Annotated in this window: 18 protein-coding genes and 3 pseudogenes; 16 read left to right on the top strand and 5 right to left on the bottom strand. The window is 71.7% G+C overall.

Features of this window, described 5'->3' with window-relative positions:
• Positions 1–159: 159 nt before the first annotated feature.
• Positions 160–495 (bottom strand): hypothetical protein, encoded by a 336-nt coding sequence (locus tag ABZZ79_RS38565; protein ID WP_356697174.1) that lies wholly within the window; start codon positions 493–495, stop codon positions 160–162.
• A gap of 218 nt (positions 496–713) precedes the next feature.
• Positions 714–947 (bottom strand): hypothetical protein, encoded by a 234-nt coding sequence (locus ABZZ79_RS38560; RefSeq protein WP_356697172.1) that lies wholly within the window; start codon positions 945–947, stop codon positions 714–716.
• A gap of 191 nt (positions 948–1,138) precedes the next feature.
• Here ABZZ79_RS38560 and ABZZ79_RS38555 point away from each other — a divergent pair, with 191 nt between their 5' ends.
• Complete coding sequence (locus ABZZ79_RS38555) at positions 1,139–1,492, top strand: VOC family protein (protein WP_356697171.1); 354 nt, start codon at positions 1,139–1,141, stop codon at positions 1,490–1,492.
• A 21-nt stretch (positions 1,493–1,513) separates the two neighbouring features.
• On the opposite strand, the gene ABZZ79_RS38550 is transcribed toward ABZZ79_RS38555, so the two are convergent.
• A complete protein-coding gene (locus ABZZ79_RS38550; RefSeq protein WP_356697169.1) occupies positions 1,514–2,065 on the bottom strand; it encodes an SMI1/KNR4 family protein in 552 nt (183 codons plus the stop codon).
• A gap of 121 nt (positions 2,066–2,186) precedes the next feature.
• Here ABZZ79_RS38550 and ABZZ79_RS38545 point away from each other — a divergent pair, with 121 nt between their 5' ends.
• The 3 genes from ABZZ79_RS38545 to ABZZ79_RS38535 all read left to right on the top strand — a co-directional run bounded on the left by ABZZ79_RS38545 (position 2,187) and on the right by ABZZ79_RS38535 (position 3,718).
• Positions 2,187–2,804 carry a DUF6000 family protein gene (locus tag ABZZ79_RS38545; RefSeq protein WP_356697167.1) on the top strand — a complete coding sequence of 206 codons (618 nt, stop codon included), beginning with the start codon at positions 2,187–2,189 and terminating at the stop codon, positions 2,802–2,804.
• 138 nt (positions 2,805–2,942) lie between these two features.
• Positions 2,943–3,344: a nuclear transport factor 2 family protein gene (locus ABZZ79_RS38540; RefSeq protein WP_356697176.1), complete on the top strand. Its 402-nt coding sequence runs from the start codon at positions 2,943–2,945 to the stop codon at positions 3,342–3,344.
• Positions 3,341–3,718 carry an FAD-dependent oxidoreductase gene (locus ABZZ79_RS38535; protein ID WP_356697165.1) on the top strand — a complete coding sequence of 126 codons (378 nt, stop codon included), beginning with the start codon at positions 3,341–3,343 and terminating at the stop codon, positions 3,716–3,718. Before ABZZ79_RS38540 ends, ABZZ79_RS38535 begins: the two co-directional genes overlap by 4 nt.
• Here ABZZ79_RS38535 and ABZZ79_RS38530 read toward each other — a convergent pair.
• On the bottom strand, positions 3,620–4,750 hold the full coding sequence (locus ABZZ79_RS38530; protein WP_356697163.1) for a PP2C family protein-serine/threonine phosphatase: 1,131 nt from the start codon (positions 4,748–4,750) through the stop codon (positions 3,620–3,622). The two genes, ABZZ79_RS38535 and ABZZ79_RS38530, sit on opposite strands and share 99 nt — an antisense overlap.
• Before the next feature lie 598 nt (positions 4,751–5,348).
• On the opposite strand from ABZZ79_RS38530, the gene ABZZ79_RS38525 reads away from it, so the two are divergent.
• Positions 5,349–8,192 (top strand): BTAD domain-containing putative transcriptional regulator, encoded by a 2,844-nt coding sequence (locus tag ABZZ79_RS38525; protein ID WP_356697161.1) that lies wholly within the window; start codon positions 5,349–5,351, stop codon positions 8,190–8,192.
• Between the two features lie 109 nt (positions 8,193–8,301).
• Positions 8,302–8,522, top strand: a pseudogene (locus ABZZ79_RS38520) (ABC transporter permease); the annotation flags it as partial.
• Positions 8,523–8,555: 33 nt separating this feature from the next.
• Here ABZZ79_RS38520 and ABZZ79_RS38515 read toward each other — a convergent pair.
• Positions 8,556–9,335 carry a class I SAM-dependent methyltransferase gene (locus ABZZ79_RS38515; RefSeq protein ID WP_356697159.1) on the bottom strand — a complete coding sequence of 260 codons (780 nt, stop codon included), beginning with the start codon at positions 9,333–9,335 and terminating at the stop codon, positions 8,556–8,558.
• A gap of 124 nt (positions 9,336–9,459) precedes the next feature.
• On the opposite strand from ABZZ79_RS38515, the gene ABZZ79_RS38510 reads away from it, so the two are divergent.
• From ABZZ79_RS38510 to ABZZ79_RS38465, 10 genes and pseudogenes are all read left to right on the top strand, one after another.
• Positions 9,460–11,037 (top strand): CYTH and CHAD domain-containing protein, encoded by a 1,578-nt coding sequence (locus tag ABZZ79_RS38510; RefSeq protein ID WP_356697157.1) that lies wholly within the window; start codon positions 9,460–9,462, stop codon positions 11,035–11,037.
• 211 nt (positions 11,038–11,248) lie between these two features.
• Positions 11,249–11,926, top strand: coding sequence for a HemK2/MTQ2 family protein methyltransferase (locus tag ABZZ79_RS38505; RefSeq protein WP_356697155.1), 678 nt, complete (start codon positions 11,249–11,251; stop codon positions 11,924–11,926).
• Complete coding sequence (locus ABZZ79_RS38500) at positions 11,910–12,131, top strand: CDGSH iron-sulfur domain-containing protein (RefSeq protein WP_356697153.1); 222 nt, start codon at positions 11,910–11,912, stop codon at positions 12,129–12,131. Before ABZZ79_RS38505 ends, ABZZ79_RS38500 begins: the two co-directional genes overlap by 17 nt.
• Complete coding sequence (locus ABZZ79_RS38495) at positions 12,128–13,129, top strand: iron-containing redox enzyme family protein (protein WP_356697151.1); 1,002 nt, start codon at positions 12,128–12,130, stop codon at positions 13,127–13,129. The genes ABZZ79_RS38500 and ABZZ79_RS38495 overlap by 4 nt, the downstream gene beginning before the upstream one ends.
• A 260-nt stretch (positions 13,130–13,389) precedes the next feature.
• Complete coding sequence (locus ABZZ79_RS38490; RefSeq protein WP_356697149.1) at positions 13,390–14,055, top strand: sigma-70 family RNA polymerase sigma factor; 666 nt, start codon at positions 13,390–13,392, stop codon at positions 14,053–14,055.
• Positions 14,045–14,371, top strand: coding sequence for a hypothetical protein (locus tag ABZZ79_RS38485; RefSeq protein WP_356697147.1), 327 nt, complete (start codon positions 14,045–14,047; stop codon positions 14,369–14,371). Before ABZZ79_RS38490 ends, ABZZ79_RS38485 begins: the two co-directional genes overlap by 11 nt.
• A gap of 585 nt (positions 14,372–14,956) precedes the next feature.
• Positions 14,957–17,743 (top strand): GDSL-type esterase/lipase family protein, encoded by a 2,787-nt coding sequence (locus tag ABZZ79_RS38480; protein ID WP_356697145.1) that lies wholly within the window; start codon positions 14,957–14,959, stop codon positions 17,741–17,743.
• 264 nt (positions 17,744–18,007) lie between these two features.
• Positions 18,008–18,331 (top strand): annotated as a pseudogene (locus tag ABZZ79_RS38475) (DUF4360 domain-containing protein); the annotation flags it as partial.
• Between the two features lie 168 nt (positions 18,332–18,499).
• Positions 18,500–18,823: pseudogene (locus ABZZ79_RS38470) on the top strand (DUF4360 domain-containing protein); the annotation flags it as partial.
• A gap of 147 nt (positions 18,824–18,970) precedes the next feature.
• Positions 18,971–19,528 carry a DUF4240 domain-containing protein gene (locus ABZZ79_RS38465; RefSeq protein WP_356697143.1) on the top strand — a complete coding sequence of 186 codons (558 nt, stop codon included), beginning with the start codon at positions 18,971–18,973 and terminating at the stop codon, positions 19,526–19,528.
• The last annotated feature ends 564 nt before the right edge of the window (positions 19,529–20,092 follow it).

Here is a 20,092-nt window from a genome sequence, read left to right as displayed (position 1 = left end):
CCTCGTACTGGATGTACTTGGGTCTGTGCCCGGTGCGGCGAGAGGGCGTGCCGGGCGTCGCGACGGGGCGAACGTTGCCTGTCGGGGCACTAGCGCCCCGACAGGCGACGTTCGCACCTGCCGGGCGTCGCGATGGGGCGGACGCTGCCTGTTGGGGCCCTAGGAACTGGTGACCCAGCGGAGCACGGAGTCGGTGACCGCGTCGCCGAGGGAACTGATCGCTGTGATGGCGTCCTGGTCGCCGGGCCGTGGCGCGATGCCGCGCACGGTGAGCGCCGCGTGCAGGTCCAGTCGACGCTGGTCCGCCGGGCTGACCGGGATGTTCAGGCGCTGGGCCGGGTCCGGGGGCGGCAGCAGGAAGTCGCTGCCGCCGTCGTGGTCGGCGAGAAGGCCGGCGTTGCCCTCGGTCGAGCAGGCCGGGGGCGAGTAGAGGTACGGGTCGCAGATCGGCCAGACGTCCGCGGTCGGGACGAGCGTGTCGCTGGCTGCGTTCACGGCGGTTCTCCCTTGCTTGGTGTGCCTGTCTGCCCGTTAGTCGCGCGGCCGGGGGTGCGTGGTTGCGCCCTTCGCCCACGATCCCTCGAATGCCACAATGGTGGGAATGTGTGCTTTGTGCGTCGCCTGGTCATGGCGCGGGGCAACAGTGACCGGGGCACCGAGCTCCGGGCCGGGGTGTTCGCCCCTGTCGTATGACCGGGGCCCGGGGCCCGGGGTCAGCACCAGCGGGTGTGCCAGCAGACACTCCAGCCGCCGTCGTCGTCACCGGACGAGCCGCCGCCCGAGCCGCTCGGCGGGCCGTCCGGGTAGAGCCTGTTGCGGTTCCGGTCGCCGGGGTACGGGTCGAGGTAGTCGGGGTCGCCGTCGTCGTCACGGTCGGGCAGATGGGCGTCCCTGCCCCGGTCCGGTTCCGGGCAGCCGTTGTCGGGCGACGACAGCGAGAGCGTCACGAGATACACCTCGTCCGTGACGGAGTCCTCAGCCGCCGGATCCTGGACGCACACCCGCCAGTCGTCGTACTCGCCCTCGGCGGGCAGGAAGTCCGGAGGGAGCCCGCGCGAGCGGCGGCCCGTGCCGGCTCCCTCCGGGCCGCAAGCGCGTGGTGCCGACCTCCCGATCGCCGTCCTGGCAGGATGTCGGCATGGAACGTGTGCTTGGAATCGGTGGGTACTTCCTGCGAGCGGCCGGCCCGGCGGCCCTGAGCGAGTGGTACCGCGACTGTCTGGGGCTGGACGTCGACGAGAACGGCCTGTGGCGCCAGGAAGCCGGGGCGACGGTGTTCGCGACGTTCGAGTCCGACACGGACTACTTCGGATCCCGCGACCAGCGGACCATGCTCAACTTCCGGGTCCGCGATCTGGACGCGATGCTCGCGCAGTTGCGCGCCAAGGGAGCGGACGTGGCCGCGCAGACGCAGGACATGGAGGGCGTCGGCCGATTCGGCTGGGTCACCGATCCCGAGGGCAACCGGATCGAGCTGTGGCAGCCTGCCTGACAGTGTCCTCCCCGTCCCCGCTCAGGGCAGGAACTGGCAGAACGGGCCGTCGGGCGCGAAGTTGCGGGAACACAACGTCACATCCCTGCCCTTGAGATAGGCCAGGAACCACTCACTGAACGTCATCTCGTACAGAGTCCAGGCCGGACTGTCGAACTCCTGAACAACGACCCGCCAGGGCGACGAGGACTCGTCAGGAACGCGCAGGAAGACCGCCTCCCCCGTCGTGGCCGTCGCCACCGGTATCAACTCACCGGGGTTCGCCCCCACCGGACTCGGCAGGTACTCGACCATGTCCTCGTCGCGCCAGAGTTCGAGATCCTTCCTGATGAAACTTCCCAGGTCATGCAGAAGATGACCGGCGGGATGCATCAGATACAGCTGCTTGTTGACCTCGATCGAGCCGTAGGCGTCCACGATCTCACGGAAGTCCGCGGGGAATTCGACGCCGAGTTCCCGTTCCAGTCCGTTCCACGGTTCTGGATCGGACCAGTTGAACCGCGCTTCGCCCAGCAAGGCCGTGATCTCCGGAAGCGTTGCCATCACTTGGCTCCTTGCGACGAGACCGAACATCCGTATGAGCCCACGACGATATCCGTCCCGCTCATCGCCCCCTCCACCCCTCCCGCCGGGCGAGCGGCACAACGCCCGTTAGATCTGGCGCAGTTACCCACCCACCAGCCAGGATCGGACCGTGATACGCCACGCCCACGAGGACGCCGAACTGCTGGCCCTGGTCCGCCGCTATGTCACGCCCGAGCGGCGCTATCTGAAGCTCGGCGGCACCTTGCTGAACATGCGCGATCCTGAGTACCACCGATTCCTGCGAAAGCTCGGCGAAGACGCGCAGGTCGTCACCGCGCAGGAGATCGACACCCTCCTTGAGGGCAGCTGGCGCGAGCGGAGGACAGCCACATGGCTCGTGGCCGTCTCGCGCCGGACCGAGTTCCGTGAGCGCCTCGGAGAACTCCTGCTCGCCAGCGAGGTCTGCTGCGCCGGGCTCTCCTACTGCGTGGCACTGGCCGGCTTCGGCACATCGCGCGACGCCGATCTCCTGGCCGCCTACCTCGACCGCTACCTTCGCCGCCCCGACCTCGGCTACGACCAAGGCGTGGTCATGGGTGCCCTCATGTTCGTCGAGCTGAACCTCCCGGGGGACCGGGCGGCGCGTTTCCTGCGCCCGGGTGGCTTGTGGCACAAGTGGCTCCAGGACGCGCCGCACATGAGGTCCACCGAGGACCCGGGCCCTCACGTCCTGAGCCTGATCCGCCGGCTCTGTGCCGTCGTCGACGAATGCGCCGAAGCGAGGTGACGGCGGGCGCGCCGCATGAGCAAGTCGCCTACGTCACTCCGCGCCCACAGGGTGGCGGCGTGCGGGCGTGAGGCGTACCCTCCGGGACATCCGTTACTCAACTTTTTGAATAATCGATTGAGTGCGAGGTCTGTCGCCATGCACCCGTTCCGCACCGCCGTCGAGAACCGCGACGCCGCCGCCCTGGAGGCGCTGCTCGCGGAGAACGTCGTCTTCACCAGCCCGGTCGCCTTCAAGCCGTACCCCGGCAAGGCGATCACCGCCGCGATCCTGCGCGGTGTGCTGCGCGTCTTCGAGGACTTCACGTACGTCCGCGAGATCGCCGAGCCGGACGGTCGTGACCACGCCTTCGTCTTCACGGCCACCGTCGACGGCAAGCAGATCCAGGGCTGCGACTTCCTGCACTTCGACGAGGAGGGGAGGATCGACGACTTCACCGTCATGGTCCGTCCCCTCTCCGCTGCGCAGGCGCTCGCCGCGGCCATGGGCGCCCAGTTCGACCGGATCACCCGCGCGGCCGGAGAGGCGGCTGAGGCATGACCGACGTCGACGCCGTCGTGGTCGGGGCGGGCAACGCCGGCCTCACCGCCGCCGCCACCCTCCAGCGCGCCGGAGTGCGCACCCTGCTGGTCGAGCGGCACACCATCCCCGGCGGCTGCGCCACCTCCTTCCGGCGCGGCCGGTTCGAGTTCGAGGTGGCCCTGCACCAGCTGTCCGGTATCGGGCGCGAGAGTCAAGAGGCCCCGCTGCGCGGCATGCTCGACGGTAGGGCGGCCGCCCGGCCGTCGGCCGCCCTTGCGCCCGGTGACCCGGGGTCACACGTCTTCGGGACAGGGATCGGCGCGCTCGATCGCCACCATCGCGGCGTCGTCGCCCAGGTGACCGCCGACATGGTCGAGGAGGTCCTCGCGTAGTCGGGCCAGCAGCGCGTCGGGCCCCTTGTCGGCCATGCCGGCTGCCCGTTCCTCCAGCGGGTAGAACGCGCCGTCCCCGTTGCGCGCCTCGATCACGCCGTCCGTGTAGAGCAGGGCGATGTCACCGTGCCCGAAGGCGAAGGTCGCCGCGCGGTGGTCGGTGTCGGCGAAGCCCGTGAGACCCAGCGGCGGTGCCGGATGGCGCATCTCCAGCAAGCTGACGCGGCCGCGACGCAGCAGCAGCGGCGGCGGGTGCCCGCAGCTGATCAGATGAAGTGCCGGCTCGTCGTCCGGGATGTCCAGGACGGCGGCGGTGATGAACGTTTCGCCGCGGTCCGCGGTCGCGGCGTCCGCTGCCGTGGGGTCGTCGAGATCGGAGGCCACCGTGCCTTCGAGGAAGCCGACCAGCATCGGCAGGTCGGGCTGCCGGTGCGCCGCGCCCCGGAACGCACCGAGGAGCAGGGCGGCGTCTCCGACGGCCGACAGGCCCTTGCCCCTGACGTCACCGACGATGAACCGCGTTCCTTGCTCCGTCCGGGCCGCGGCGTACAGGTCGCCGCCGATCTGCGCCTCGGACTCGGCGGCCAGGTAGACCGAGGCGATGCGCAAGGGGCCGATCCGGTGGGGGAGCGGTTTGAGCACCACTTCCTGGGCGGCCGTGGCCACCGTACGCAACTGGGTCACTTCCCTCTCATGACGTTCCCGGCGGGCCGCGAAGGACGTCACGAACGCCGACATCAGGATGAGGGTGATGAGCTGGAAGCTGTGGTTCAGATCGACGGCACTGGTCCGCACCGACGCCACGGCGACCTGGGCCAGCACGGCGAGCGCGCCGACGAACGCGGTCGTCCGGGGCCCGGCGAACGAGGCGGTGACAGCGGGTGCCGCGACGAGGAACGGCCCCAGGTGAACCCTGGGCGGCGCGAGGATGTCGACCAGCGTGACCAGCACGATGATCACGATCGGCACGGCCAGCAGCGCACGACGCGGCTCCAGTGACGGGAGGCGACGGCTGGGACGTGTGGGCACCATACGTTCTGGATACACCCCCTCATGCGCCGACGCGCGTGCCGGGCCGTCGGCGTCCAACCGCTCGTCGCACCCTTTCGGGTGACCGCGGACGGGGAACCGGAGCGGTACCGGGGCATGCCTCCCGTGCAGCAGCGGCCCTGGACGGGTGGACCGGGGACGCGTCGGCGTTCGAGTCGAGGCACCGAGCGAGGGAGCCCCGCGGACAGTGGGTCCGTACCGGATCGTCGCCCGGCTGGGCGTGGGCGGGATGGGCCGGACGCACCTCGGTCGGTCCGCGGTGGCCGGGCGGCCGTGACGGTGCTGCATCCGCAACTGGCCGGGAAGGCGGATCTCCGCGGCGGCCGTGAAGATGGTGCGTCCTGGTCAGGCCCTGACACCCTGAAGCCCGGGGCCACCGGCACCACCGGTGACCCCGGGCGCGTGCGCGCGCCCCGGGCCGCAGGGCGGCCGCCCACCCGAACCACGACCGGTGCGAAAGTACGCGCCACGGAGAAGGTCCTCCAGGTCACCGCCGTGATCGCCTGTCGGTGGCGGAACGTACGATGGGCCGCGGCGGGACCATCACGGGCCCCGTCCACTGTGATTCGGGGGAGGCACGGTGGTGAAGTTCGGCCTGCTCGGTCCACTTCTTCTGCAGGATGAGGACGGGCCGCTGCCGGTATCCAGTCCCAAGGTCAGGGCGCTCCTGGCCGCGTTGCTGCTGCGAGCCAACCGAGCCGTCTCGCGAGACGCCTTGAAGTCGGCGCTGTGGGGCGACGACATACCCGCGAGCGCCGACGCCGCCCTCGCCAACCACCTGACGCGGCTGCGCAGGGTCCTCGCGGCCGTCGGCGACGAGGGCGTCAGACGACTGCTCACCGTCCCCTCGGGCTACCAACTGGTCGTCCACGAAGGGGAACTGGACGTCGACGCCTTCGAGACCCGGGTCCGGGAGGCGCGGCGCGCACACCGCCGACAGGAATGGGACGCGGTGGTCCGCGACGGCGAGATCGCACAGTCGCTGTGGCGGGGCACGCCCCTCGCCGACGTGTCGCCGCTGTCGGAGCTGGACGAGCCCGCGCTCCGCGTGCACCAGCTCGTCGAAGAACGCCTGCAGATAATGGAGTTGAGCTTCGACGCCGAACTGCGGCGCGGGCGGCACGAGAAGCTTATCGGCCCCTTGACGGCACTGGTCTCGGAGCACCCGCTGCAAGAGGCGTTCCATGTGCTGCTCATGACGGCCCTGGACCGGTCCGGCCGCAGGGCCGACGCGATCGCGCTGTTCCACCGGCTGCGCCGCGGTCTGTCCGACGAACTCGGCGTGGAACCCGGCGCCGACGCCCAGCAGGCCTACGAGGCACTGCTCGCCGGGGACGAACGCGGGCCCGCCGCACGGCCGTCCCAGCTGCCACCGCCCTTCCAGGTTCCCTGCGACACACAGGCGTTCGTCGGACGGGTCGACGAAGGGCAGCGGGTGACGGCACTGCTCACCGGCGGCGACGGCACACAGGCCGAGGGCGAGCGGCAGGCCAGAGCGGTCGTCGTCTCCGGAATGGCGGGCGTGGGCAAGTCCGCACTGGCCGTCCATGTCGCGCACCGGATGCGGGACGCCTTCCCGGACGGCATCCTCTACGCCGACCTGCGGGGCTACTGCACCGCCCGGCCGAGGTCGCCCGGGGAGCTGATCCCCCGCTTCCTGTCCGACCTGGGAATCCGCCACGGCTCGCTGCCGGACGATCTCGACGACCGCGCTCTGCACCTCCAGCAGGCACTGGCCGAACGCCGGGTGCTGCTGCTCCTCGACAACGCGCGCGACGCGGGCCACGTGGCGCCCCTCCTGCCGACCCGGGGGCGCAGCGTCGCTCTGGTCACCAGCCGCCAGCTGCTGCCCGACCTGGCGAACGCCGCCACGGTCCCGCTGACCCCGCTGCCGTCGGATTCCCAGTGGGAACTTCTGTCCGCCTTGTGCGGGGAGAAGCGTCTCCTGGCCGAACCGGACGCCATGGCCGACATCTTGGCCGCCTGCGGCGGACTGCCGCTGGCCCTGACCGTCGTGGGCGCACGGCTGACCTCCCGCCCCACCTGGCCCCTCGCCCTGCTCGCCGGTCGGCTGACCCCGCATCAGGGCCGGTTGGAGACACTCTCCATGGGCTCGGTGGACGTCGAGCGGACCTTCGCCGTGAGCTACCTGGCCATGCGCGACAGCTCCGAGCCCCTGGAGCGCGAGGCGGCGCGAGCGTTCCGTCTGCTCGGGATCTGGGCGGCCCATCCGGTGACACCGCGGTCGGCCGCCGCCCTGTTCGACGTGTCCGTGGAGAAGGCCGCCTCGCTCCTCGACCTGCTGACCGACGCTCATCTCGCCCACAGCCCCGCCCCCGACCACTACGCGCTGCACGATCTGCTCGGCGAGTACGCGGAACGTCTGGTCGCCGCGGAGGAGCCCGCGGCGGAACGGGAGAAGGCCGCCACCCGGGTGCTGACCTGGTACGCGGTGGCCCTCGCCGAGGCATGCCGGACAGCCACCGGGGAGACTCAGTCGCCGCCGCCGCTCACCGACGTTCCCACGGGGGACGGGCCCGTCTTCGCGGACGACGACGAGGCGATCCGCTGGTCGGCCAGGGAACTGCCGGCCATCCAGGAAGCTCTGGAGCGAGCCGGTGAACTGGGCCGCTCCGACATCGCCTGGCGGCTCGCCGTGGGCCTGTTCGGATACGCCAGTACGCACTGGTGGACGGGGGAGTGGGACGCCTGCCTGAGCAGGGCGATGGAGATCGCCCGCGCCCACGACGACGCGCTCGGGCAGGCATGGCTGCATCGGCGGATCGCGGTCGCGCACGGCATGGCGTACCGCAACGAGGCCTGCCTGCAACACCTGCGCATCGCGTTGGAGCTGTTCACCGAGCGCGGTGACCTCCGCGCGCAGGCGTCCATCCTCGGCAACCTGTCGGCGCTGCACGGCCAGTCCGGGGACGCCGAGCAGAGCCTTCTGCTCGCCCTGCGGTCCCGGGAGCTGTACACGGAGCTGTTCCGTGAGGCACCGGACGCGCGGGCCGAGGCCCTGTCGCTGAGCCGCATCGCGGACGCCCGGGAGATGCGCGGCGAGTACGGCCAGGCGGTCGACGACCATCGCCATGTGGCCGAACTGCTGAGGAAGGCGGGCCATGGCGTGTTCCTCGCCACCACCCTGACCAAGCTCGGCGACTGTCTCGCCGTCCTCGGCCGCCGCGAGGAGGCGTTCGACGCCTTGTCGGAGGCGCTGGCGATCCGGCAGCGCATGAACGACCACTCCGGCACCGCGGACTGTCTGCTGTCCGTGGCGAAGGCCCGGGAGCGCTTCGGCGAATGGGCTGAGGCGAGGGCGAGTTGGGAGGCGTGCCTGGAGCTCGGGCGGCGGCACCGGCTGGCCGTGCGCATCGAGGAGAGCCTCGCGGCCCTGGAACGCCTGGCCGAGCAGGGCCACTGAGCGCTCTGCCGGGATGGCCTGGGTGCCGGGGGCTGTCAACCGGCCCTACTGACACGGTCAATGGGTGCGGCGAGCCGCAACACGCCCAGGACCCGGCCGGGATGAGGCCGTCCTCGCCGCGGGCCCGGCCGTCGCGGTCGCGCCGCGCACCGGGCTCGACCTCGTCTCCCTCGACGAGGACATCCCGAGGCTTCACGGCCTGAACCTGGGACGCGGGCGCCCTGCTCTCCTCGTCCCGAGCGTGCCGCTCAGCATGACCGCCGCGACCGCCGCGGCCACCGTCGGCTTCGTCTCCCCGTCCCGCACGCGGCCCGCGCCCTGGTGGGCCGTGAGCCCCGCGTCACACTCTCCGTGACGTACGCGTCACAGTCGCCGAACGCGCAGCACGCCGGTCAGCATCGGGAGCGTGAAGTCACCGCGGGCGGTCTCCGGTCCGCCCGCGAGGAACGCGCGGATCCGGTCCAGCGTGGCCTCCTGCTCCCGCTCCGGCATGACCAGCACCCCCGCGCGCGTCGCGAGGGTCGCGACGAGCGAGTCGGCGGTGCGGCGCTGCCCGTGCGGGAACTCGACCTGCTCCGGCGAGCCGAACCGGGGGGCCGCGCCGGTCCTCGGAAGGTGCGCGCCTGCCGTCTCGGCGCGCCAGCTGTCGGGTGTGTCCCGGGGGCCGACGGCCGCGCTCCCGCTGACCCGCGCGAGCCCGGCGACCCACTCGACCCGGTCGTCCATGAGGTTCCACAGACCGGCCAGGACGCCGCCGGGCGCGAGGACCCGGGCGATCTCGGGTCCCGCGACGGCCATGTCGAACCAGTGCATGGCGTTGCCGGCCAGCACGGCATCGACGGACCCGTCCGGCAGCGGGATCGCCTCCGCACTGCCCGGCAGCGCACGGACGCCCGGCAGCGCGCGGCGCAGCTCGGTCAGCATCGCCGCGTCGGGCTCGACCGCGATGACCTCGGCACCCAGCGTGACCAGTGTGGCGGTCAGCTTGCCGGTTCCGGCACCGAGGTCGAGCACACGCGGACCCGGCGCGGGTTCGAGCGCCCAGCGCACCGCGGCCTCGGCGTAGTCCGGCCGGTGCTCGGCGTACGCGACCGCCGCCGAGCCGAACGACGAGGCGTGCAGCAGGTGTTCATCGTTGTCCACGGGGTCAGGCTAGCGGCGCGGCCGGCGGTCGGACAGCCTCCGCACCGCCGCGGCCGTCCGTATCGCCACCACCATCTGCACGGGACGGGGTTTGGAACGGCGGGGGAGTGCGCACCCGGGACCCATGGTCGGGTCGATGCGTGAGACAGAGCGAAAGTACGAGGTTCCTTCCTCCGAGGACATCTCCTGGCTGCCCGAGCTGGAGCGGCTGGACGGGGTCACGCGGGTCGCCGACTCGCACTCCGAGGAACTGGACGCGGTCTACTACGACACCGAGGATCTCCGTCTGCTCGGCTCCTCGGTGACCCTGCGGCGCAGGAGCGGCGGCTCCGACGCCGGATGGCACCTGAAGCTGCCGTTGCCGGGCGACAGCCGGGAGGAGGTCCGGTCCGCGCCGACCGAGGACATCCCGGGCGCGCTGCTGGACCTCACCCTGTCCCGCACGCGGGGAGCGGAGCTGACTCCTGTGGTCCGGATGCACACACACCGTGAGGTCTGGCCTCTCATGGACGCCGAAGGCCCCGAGGGCGCTCCGCGCGCGGAAGTGAGCGTCGATGCCGTTGACGCGGAGTCCCTGCGGGCGGAGGGCGGGCATACGGCGTGGCGTGAACTGGAGGTGGAGACGGCCGGGGAGGAGGAGGCCGACAGGGCGGTTCTGGACGCCGTGGACGAGGCCCTGCGCGAGAGGGGCCTCGCTCGGGCGCAGGCGCCGTCGAAGCTCGCGCGGGCGGTCGAGGAGACGGGGGCCGCCCCGAGCGGTGAGCCGGACCGGTCCGCGGGTCCGGCCGGTGAGCCGGATCGGTCCGCGGGCCCGGCCGGTGAGCAGGTGCTCGCCTACCTGCGCGCACAGATCGAGAGTCTTACCGCCTACGACCCGGCCGCGAGGCGGGACCGGCCCGACGCCGTCCACAGGATGCGCGTCGCATGCCGCCGCCTGCGCAGCTGCCTGCGCTCCTACCGGTCCGTCCTGGACCGCGAGGTCACCGACCCGGTCCGCGGGGAGCTGAAGTGGCTGGCCGGGGAACTGGCCCCCGAGCGTGATCAGGAAGTGCTGATGGAGCGCCTCACGCACGGCATCGAGACCCTGCCGAGGGAACTGCTTCTCGGCCCGGTGACCGCACGGCTGCGCGTATGGGAGGTCGCCCGCCACGCCGAGAACCACCAGCGCACTCTCGACGCCCTGCACTCGCGCCGCTACCTGGCCCTGCTCGACTCCCTCGCCACGCTCGTGGAGCAGCCGCCCCTGCGTGCCAAGGCCGCCGGGGAGGCGGACAAGGTCATGGTCAAGGGAGTCCTCAAGGAGTTCGACCGCCTGGCCGAGGGCATGGGCGTCGCCCTGTCCCTTCCGCCGGGCGCACGGCGCGACGTGGCCCTTCACGAGGCCCGCAAGTCGGCGAAGAAGGTGCGCTACGCCTCGGAGGTGGCCCGTGCGGCCGTGGGCGAACCGGCCAAGCGCCTGGGCAAGCGCGCCAAGGCGGTGCAGCAGCTCCTCGGCGACCACCAGGACAGCGTGGTCGCCCGCGGCACGCTCAGGGACCTCGCCACGGCGGCCCGGACGGCGCACGAGACCGGCTTCACCTGGGGCCTGCTGTACGGCAGGGAGGAAGCCGTCGCGGAGAAGAGGGAAGGGGAACTGCCGACGGTGTGGGAGCGCGCCTCCAAGCCCGCGCTGCGCAAGCGGCTGCGCCACGCACGCGCCTGACCAGGACGGGCGCAGGCGGCTGCACCGCTGACGCGCCCGACCAGGCCCGACCAGGGCGACCCTGCCGCACGAGGTCGTCCCGCCGCCGCACGACCGCGTACGGCCGCTGAGAAGTGTGAGCTGTGGGGCGCCAGGGGTTTCCCGGCCGAGGTGTGCGGTAACCCGGTCGGCGCATCACCGACATCCACCCCCCGACCGACAAGGGGACACCGTGACTGCCGCCCCCCTCGCCACCGCCCCACCGCTGCGCTGCTGGGTTCCCCGGGGCGTCTACGCCCCGCAGACCGACACCCGCCTCCTGGGACGGGCGATGTGCCGGGAGCGGATCACGGAGGAGACCGACGTACTGGAGCTGGGCACCGGCAGCGGCGTGCTCGCGTTGGAGGCTGCCCGGCTCGGCGGCCGCGTCACCGCGGTCGACATCTCCTGGCGGGCTGTCACCGTCACCTGGATCAACGCCCTGCTGAACCGGCAGAACGTGCGAGTGCGCCACGGAGACCTGGCGACGGCCGTCCCCGGCCGCCGCTTCGACCTGGTGATCGCCAACCCCCCGTACGTGCCCGCGCCGGGCACCGTGCCGCCCCGCGGCCCGGCCAGGGCCTGGGACGCCGGCACGGACGGCCGTCTGCTGATCGACCGCATCTGCGACACCGCGCCGAGGGTGCTGCGACCGACGGGCACGCTGCTGCTCGTGCACTCGCACCTGTGCGGCATCGGCGCCACCCTGACCCGCCTGGCCGGGGCCGGACTGCACGCCCGGATCGTCGACCGGGCCCGGCTGCCCTTCGGGCAGGTGCTGCGCTCACGACTCGACTGGCTGCGCGAACACGGCCTGACGACCGACGGGACGACCGAGGAACTGGTGGTGATCCGTGCCGAACACCCCTGACCGCCCCCGCCGTGTCCGCGTCCAGCGCGACGGCCCCCTCCTCGTCGAGGGGCCGGTCGAAGTGGTGGGCGAGAACGGCGAGGTGACGGTGTCGACGCGTTTCATGGTCGCCGTCTGCACCTGCCGCCGCAGCCGGATCTTCCCCTGGTGCGACACCAGCCACCGCCGCCGCGGCCCGCGTCCCGGCGAGGGCGATGCCTCATGACGCCGCGCGTTCCCCCACCGTTGCCCGAGCCGCGCGGCCCGCTCTCGGCCGCCGTCACGGCCGCACTGCGGGGCGCGGATCCCGGCAGCACACCGTCCCCGGAGCACTGCTCCCCGTACGGCGACGATCTGCAGCTCGCCCTCTACGTCCTCTACGAGCTGCACTATCAGGGCTTCGAAGGCGTCAGCGACGACCTGGAGTGGGACAGCCGGCTCCTGGCCGTCCGCGGCGCGCTGGAGCACCGCTTCCTGAGCGCGCTGCGCACCGACGCACCGGTGGACGGCGACGCCGACACCGCCGGGCGGGCGCTCGACGAACTCCAGTGGGAGCCGGTCACCGGCACCGAGGGCAGCGTCTCCCACTTCCTCCGGGACGAAGGCACCCTCCGGCACCTGCGGGAGTACACCGCGCTGCGCTCGCTCTACCACCTCAAGGAGGCCGACCCGCACGCCTGGGTCATTCCCCGGCTGCACGGGCGGGCGAAGGCGGCCATGGTCGCCGTCGAGTACGACGAGTTCGGCGCCGGCCGCGCCGACGAGATCCACGCGCAACTGTTCGCGGACGCCATGGCGGACCTCGGGCTCGACACGGCGTACGGCCGCTATGTCGACGCCGCCCCGGCCGAGGCGCTCGCCACCGTCAACCTGATGTCCCTGCTCGGTCTGCACCGGGCGCTGCGGGCCGCTCTCGTCGGGCACTTCGCCGCCGTCGAGGTGACCTCCTCCCCGGCCTCCCGCCGACTGGCCGACGCGATGCGCCGTACCGACGCGGGCCCGGCGGCCGTACGGTTCTACACCGAGCACGTCGAGGCGGACGCCGTGCACGAACAGGTCGTACGCAACGACGTCGTCGGCGGGCTCCTGGAGAGCGAGCCGCACCTGGACGCCGACGTCGTGTTCGGCATCCGCGCCACCACCTGCCTGGAGGACCGCCTGGCCGCCAGGCTGCTCACCGCCTGGCGGGAGGGCACCACAGCCCTACGCCGGCCGGCCGCCTGAGCCCGTTCGGCGGCCGAACCCCGAGTGGGGCCGCGCGGCACACCCGGGCCGGCGAGGTCGAGCCGACCTCCTTCGCGAGGGACCGGGAAACAGGGGTGAATCCTTTCGGGCCCGCCGCGCCTCTCATAGGTGTGCGGACGACCGAGTCCGCCCCGTAGCCCACCAGGAGGACCACATGACCGCCGTCATCATCGCCGCGGCCGCCGCGCTGCTGCTGTGCGCGTGCACCGTCACGCTGCGGCGCCGCCGGAGGCGTCAGCGTGGCTGACCGCACCTGGCCCGGCGCGCCCCTGATCGCCGCGGCGCAACACGGCGACGTCGAGGCGCTCACCGCGTTGGTGTACGACTCCTACCCGCACGTGCGCCGCTTCGCGCACACGCTGTGCGCCACACCCCAGGACGCCGAGGACGCAGCCCAGGAAGCGCTGATCATCCTCTACCGCAAGATCGGGATGCTGCGCGCCTCCGGGGCGCTGGCGTCGTGGATGTTCCGGATCGTCCGCAACGAGTGCCTGCGCCGCACCCGCTCGCTGCTCCACCGCGAACCGGCCGCCGAGTCCGACCGATTCGACACGTCGGGGCGCCTGGACGCGATCGGTGGCGCCACGCGCTCGGCCGAGGAGGACGTCCTGCTGCGGCTGGAAGCCGAACGCGTCGCGGCCGCCGTCGCCGCCCTGCCCGCCGACCAGCGCCAGGTGCTGGTCATGCGGGACATCCAGGGCCTGCCCGGCCGCACGGTCGCCGACCGGCTCGGGCTCAGCACGGCGGCGATGAAGTCCCGTCTGCACCGGGCTCGTTCGACCGTACGCGAGGCGCTCCACGACGAACCGACCGAACCGACCGAACCGACCGAACCGACCGAACCGACCGGAACGACCGGAACGACCGGAACGAGGGGAACGAGGGGAAGGAACGATGACGCCTGACTCGACCACAACGAAGCCCGCTCCCACACCCCGCGCAGCCGGTGCCCGCGACACCCCGGCACGCGGCGGCTTCGCCAGCGCCACCGTTCCACGCCATCTGGCCCGCGGCGCAGCCGGGTTCGGCGCGCTGGCCGGGTCCCTGGCCCTGCTGCCGGTCGTCGGCCCGGCGAGCCTGCTGCTCGCCCCGATCGGCCTGATCGCGCTGCGCGGCTGCCCCATGTGCTGGGCGATCGGCCTCGTCGAGACCGTCTCGGCCGGGCGGCTGAGCCGGTCCTGCGTCGACGGGAGGTGCGAACTCACGCGGGAGAGGCCGTAGCGAGGCCGGGCCAGTGACCTCATAGGGCGCGATTCTCTTTCCGCTGACGTACAGCGGGACCGCGCACGCGCACGCGCCCGCGTCACCGGGAACGAGACCGATCCTCGCCCTGTCCTGGAAGGTCGGGTGTGTCCCCGAAGCGGGGCTCGGGTGCGGGCGAGCCATGCCGCTGCGCGGCCGGCGCACCTCCCCGCACGTGCGGCTCGTGCATGTACCCGACCCGTCGTGCGTGATGTGCGCGGTAGCGGGCCGCACGAGGGGTCCGTGCGGTCTCCTGCCTCTGGTCCCGCCCGATGTCACCAGCGATCAACCGCTCCTGTCGACGGCCGGGCCGAACGCGATCGTCGAACTGGCCGAGCGCGTAGTACTCGACCTGCGCGAACTCCACTCGCCGCCGGACGGGTCGCGATGCGTGACCTCAGTGGGTCAACGGTGTTGGCCGGTCCGGGGGTTCGGATCGCGCCGAAGTGCGCACCAGCCGCCTCACACTGCGTTACGGTTCGCCTCTGGGTGCGACGCCCTTTGAGTCGCTTGCGCGGTTTCGGGTGTCCGGGGGGATCAGGGGGCCATGTGTCGACTCAGTCCGTGGTTCGACGCCTGAGCGTCGTGCTGTGCGCGGTTTTGGCCCTTCTGTCGGGCACGCTGCCCGGCACGTGGACGGCCGCGGCGGACGCGGCGGGCGCGGCGCCCGTCGTCCCGGCACCCAGGCCCCCGGGCGGCGGGACGCCGTCGATGGCCGACAGCCGACAGGCTCTCGCGGGCGCGCCCCGGCCCACGATGCGGATTCTCGTGATGGGGGACTCCTACTCGGCGGGCAACGGCGCGGGCGGCTACTACGGTGCCGCCGGCTGCTACCGCTCTCACGCGAACTACGCGGAAGTGTTCGCCTCGACCATCGGGGCCAGCCCGTACGATCAACCCGCTTCCGTCACCAATGTGGCCTGCAGCGGCGCCGTCACCGCGGACTTCCGCAACTCCAGGGCCGGCCGACCGCCGGAGCTCTCCGCGGTCGACCACACCTACGATCTGATCCTCCTGACCATCGGTGGCAATGACGCGTACTTCAGCGACATCGTCAAGCACTGCCTGGTCGCGAGGACGCGGACGGCCAAGCACTGCGGCCCCAATCTCAGCCGGGCCGAGGGCATGCTCAAGAACGGAACGCTCCAGCGCCGGATCACCACGGTTCTGAAGGACATTCGGGCGAAGGCCAACTCGGGCGCCTCCATCGTGCTGTTGGGGTACCCCCTCCTTGAGGGCGACAGCACGTACACCCTGAAGTCCGGTGACGCGCCGCCGGTCAAGGTCGGGAAGCGGCTGCGCACGATGGGAGTCCAGGCCGACGCCCTGCAGGCGGCCGTCGTGAAGAGTCTCAACCCGGCGACCGGGGGCGGAAACTTCCGGTTCGTCAGCACGCAGGCGCTGTTCAACGGACCGCCCTACCACGGGCTTTACGCGCAGAAGACCAACACCAAGCGGTGGATGGTCCAGCCCGTGATCGACGCCTCCCTGGCGACATACATGACCTGGTACCACCCCAATCCGACGGGCTGGGCGAACGAGGGCAGGCTGCTGGCGCGGACCAAGGGTGTCCCCACGTCCAAGACGTACCCGGTGATCACCTCGCGGCATCTGCCCGACGCCGTCGCCGGCCGCGCGTACACCGCCCGCCTCACCACCGCCGACAACCGACCCGGAACCTGGTCGCTGACTTCCGGTTCGCTGCCCGCGGGGCTGACCCTGCGCGGCGCGACCATCAGCGGCGTACCCAGGAACAGCGGATACACCGAACTCGGCGTCCGGTTCGTGGACGCGTCGGGGACGTCGTCCAAGGCAGGAACAGATCTCCTGGTGAACTCCCCCTCCGTGGCCGGAACCTGGTCCTCGACACGGGCGCCCCTCCCCACGGGACGCGGCGGCCCCTCGGGCGCCGTGCCGACGGTGTCGTGCGGTGGCCCGGTGTGCGCGGGCCACGCGCTGTATCCGGATACGGGCGGACACCACCGCTATGCGTTGCTGCACCTGCGCAACGGCGTCTGGGAGACGAGGGACGCCCCCTATCCGGCAGGGGTGGAACGTGAGACCGGCCCGTTCAACACCGCTTCCGTGGAGTGCGACGGCCAGGGCGACTGCGTCGGGGGCGTCACCGTCCACGCCGCCTCCGGGGAGGCCACCGCGCAGGTCTTCTGGACACTGCTGAACGGAGTGTGGACGGCGCGGAAGGCCCCGTTGCCCGCCGACGCGGACAGGCTGCTGTCCGGCCCCGACTCACTGTCCTGCGGGGTCGACGTCTGTGGCGGACTCGGCTGGTATCTGGGCCGAGAGGACTCCGCCTGGCACGAGGTTCTGTGGACGTGGACCCGGGAGACTGGGTGGCAGGCGGCCGGTGCGCCCCTGCCGCCGGACATCGACGGGAACGCCGACTCCGGGGACCAGGTGTTCGCGTGCGGCGAGGGCGTGTGTGCTGTCACCGCGCACTACAGGGACACAGCCGGGGTGGCCCATGAACTGCTGTGGACATGGAGGCCGCTTTCCGGCTGGTCGGTGCGCAAGGCGCAGCTGCCCGCGGGCGCGACCCTGGAACCCAACTATGCCGCTGTGTCGTGCGGCTCCTCGGTCTGCGCGGCGGTCGGACTGTACCGGCTGAGCGAGCAGGACTGGCGGAGCGTTGTCTGGACCTGGCAGCCGTCGACAGGGTGGGACGCGGGGCGGACACCACCCTCGCCCGCCGACGCGACGTACCCCGGCCAGGCGTACCGGATGTCCTGCGGCGGGGACGTCTGTGTCGCACCTGGCAGCTACTACGGTCCGCAGAGCGTCTTCCGCAACCTCGTGTGGGTCTGGACGGCGCACAGCGGATGGAGTGTTCAGCAGCCGGAACCCCTCGGCGGCGCCGCCGACCGTGCGGGGGCGACGTACCAGCAGGCCTCGTGCGGCGCGACCCTGTGCGCGCTCACCGGGTCCTACAAGGCCGCCGGCGGCCATGTCGTCACGGTGCTGTGGACCACCACCGACGGTGTGACCTGGACGGCCGACGAGAATCCGGGCGACCTCGCGCGCAACCCTCAGCCTCCCTACGTCAACCACTTCGAACTGGTCGGCTGCGGACCGACGCAGTGCGCCGCGTTCGTGTCGTACTGGGACTCCACCGCGAAGACCACCCGCAACGCGCTGCTCCACACGGCCGGTTCGGCCGGCGCGTGGTCCGTGGACACGCCCACACCGCTACCGGCGGACGCGGGCGAGGATCCCGGCCAGTACCTGTACGAGACGAGTTGCGGCACCACGACGTGTGTGGTGACGGGCAGCTACTACACCGACCTCTCCCTCCAGGAGTACCAGGGAGTCATCTGGACCCGGACGACAGAGTGAGCGCCGGAGCGAGCGGGCGGGATGTGTCGGATGTTCCGGGTGGGGCGCGGTGGGGCTCGCGCCTGCCGGTGCTGTCCGGTGGAGGTCGCGGTGTGAACGGGCCGAGGTGAATGGCCGGAGTTCTCCCTGGGCGAGCAACCGGCCCGTTCCTAGGATGCGAACGTTCCGGTTCTTCACAGCTTCTTCATTGGTTGTCCACGCAATCATGCTGTTGAGGGCTCGGGCACTGCCACCCCCCACCCATCCGAGCGAAGGGGAGAGACCATGACAGGTGGGCTGCTCCTGAGCGGCGCCGCTGCCGTTCTCACCGCTGCCGTTCTGCCCGCGCACAGCCCGTCGAGCGGGATCGCCGACCCGCCCCCGGACAAGATCGTCATCGGCGTCGCCACTGTGAACGGCTCGGGCTGCCCCGCGGGCACCGCCGCCGTCGCAGTCTCCGAGGACAACACCGCCTTCACGGTGACCTACAGCGAGTACCTCGCCCAGGCCGGCGGCGACTCCGCACCCACGGCGTTCCGCAAGAACTGCCAGCTGAACCTGATCGTCCACGTCCCGCAGGGCTTCACGTACGCCATCGCCAGCGCCGACTAGTGCCCCGGCAGGCAGCGTTTGCCCTTCAAGGAGCGGCGTCCGGCGCGTGCTCTCGGTGTGCCGGGTGCAGGCCCTCGTACTGGATGTACTTGGGTCTGTGCCCGGTGCGGCGAGAGGGTGTGCCGGGCGTCGCGACGGGGCGAACGTTGCCTGTCGGGGCACTAGAGAGGCTTCGCCTCGCTCCAGCCCGGCGCCAGTGCCGTCCAGCGGGCCTCGTACTACTTCCAGGGCTCGTCGCAGACGGCGTTCAAGAGCCATCCCTTCAGCGGCGCCTACAACGACAACTGGCAGGCCACGGACGTCACCGACTGGGCGCAGCTCGTCTGGGCGCCGTGCGGGGTCCAGCGCAACTTCAACATCAATACGGAGATCCGCGTGAACGCGGGTACGTCCTCGCCGGACAAGGTCAGCTTCATGACGATGGACTCGACCGACGGCGACATCAGCACCGTGTACCACATGGCGTGGAAGGAGTGTCCCGGCAAGTGAGGGAAGGGCCGCCCGCCGCGCGGGCGGCCCCACCTGTGCCCGGGGGCTCATGGGGCGCGGGTCGCGGCGAGGCGGGCGAACTGGCCTGGATCTCCCGGTCGTCCGGGTCGGCTGCGCTGTCAGTGCCTGATGGCATGCTCTGCAACCATGAACAAGCAGGAGTTCTGGCAGCTCATCGCGACAGCCCGCGACCAAGCGCGCGACCCGCGAGAGAGCGAGGCGGTCGCTCGCGAAGCGGCCTCGCTGCTGGCCGACCGTCCGGCCGAGGCGATCCGCGCGGCACAGCGGGTGCTCCGGGAGCTGCTGGCCGACTCCTACACCAACCCGTTGTGGGCCGCCGCCTACATCATCAACGGCGGATGCTCCGACGACGGCTTCGACTACTTCCGTGGCTGGTTGATCGCACAGGGGCGCGAGGTCTTCGAGCGCGCGGTCACCGATCCGGACTCGCTCGCGGAACTGGCCGTGGTTCAAGCCGCGGCGGCCGACGGCATCGACCTGGAGGACGAGGGCGTGCTGGGTATCGCCTGGGACGCCCACATCATGGCGACCGGTGATCAGCTCCCTCCGGGCACCTTCACCATCCGGTACCCGCCACTGGACCCTGCCTGGGCCTTCGACTTCGACGACTCGGTCGAGACGGCTCGTCGACTGCCGCGGCTGTCCGCTCTGCATCAGCGCGGCGAACAGGCTTCCGCCTGGTAGCGGCAGTACCAGACTGCCGCCGTTCGATGCTGCGACGACGGACGCACGACTGCCTCGGTGGGCCGGCCACCGTGCCGTGGGCGTGGCGGGAACGGCTGACTCCCCAGACTGTGGCGCTGCCGACGGGTACCGCCCGGCACACCTCTGGCCCGCGGCGTGAGGACTCGCCGTCCTGGCGGAGGTGTCGGCGGACTGCATCGCGCGGCTGGAGCAGGGGCGGGCCCTCGGCGCAGGTGAGCGCCTCGCCGCCCGTGCCCTTCAGCACAGCGGCGCCGGACAGGACCATCTGTCGCGAACCCGGCGCCGCGCACTTCCGAGCTGCCGCTCGCGCGTCCGACTGCCCCTTGCCCGCGCCCCCGGTACTGAGTACTGTGATAACAGAATCCAGTGCCGGGGCGCGGCGCACCGAGCAGAACGGAAGCGAACTATGACGGTCGAGCCGTCGCGGACGAACGACCCCGATCTTCATACCACCGCGGGCAAGCTCGCGGATCTCCAGCGCCGCGTGCAGGAGGCGACGCACGCCGGCTCGGCACGTGCGGTGGAGAAGCAGCACGCGAAGGG

This window comes from Streptomyces sp. NPDC006458, assembly GCF_040612135.1.
Lineage (GTDB): Bacteria > Actinomycetota > Actinomycetes > Streptomycetales > Streptomycetaceae > Streptomyces.
The sequence above is the reverse complement of the archived record's forward strand: the minus strand, read 5'-3'. Positions and strand labels throughout refer to the sequence as shown.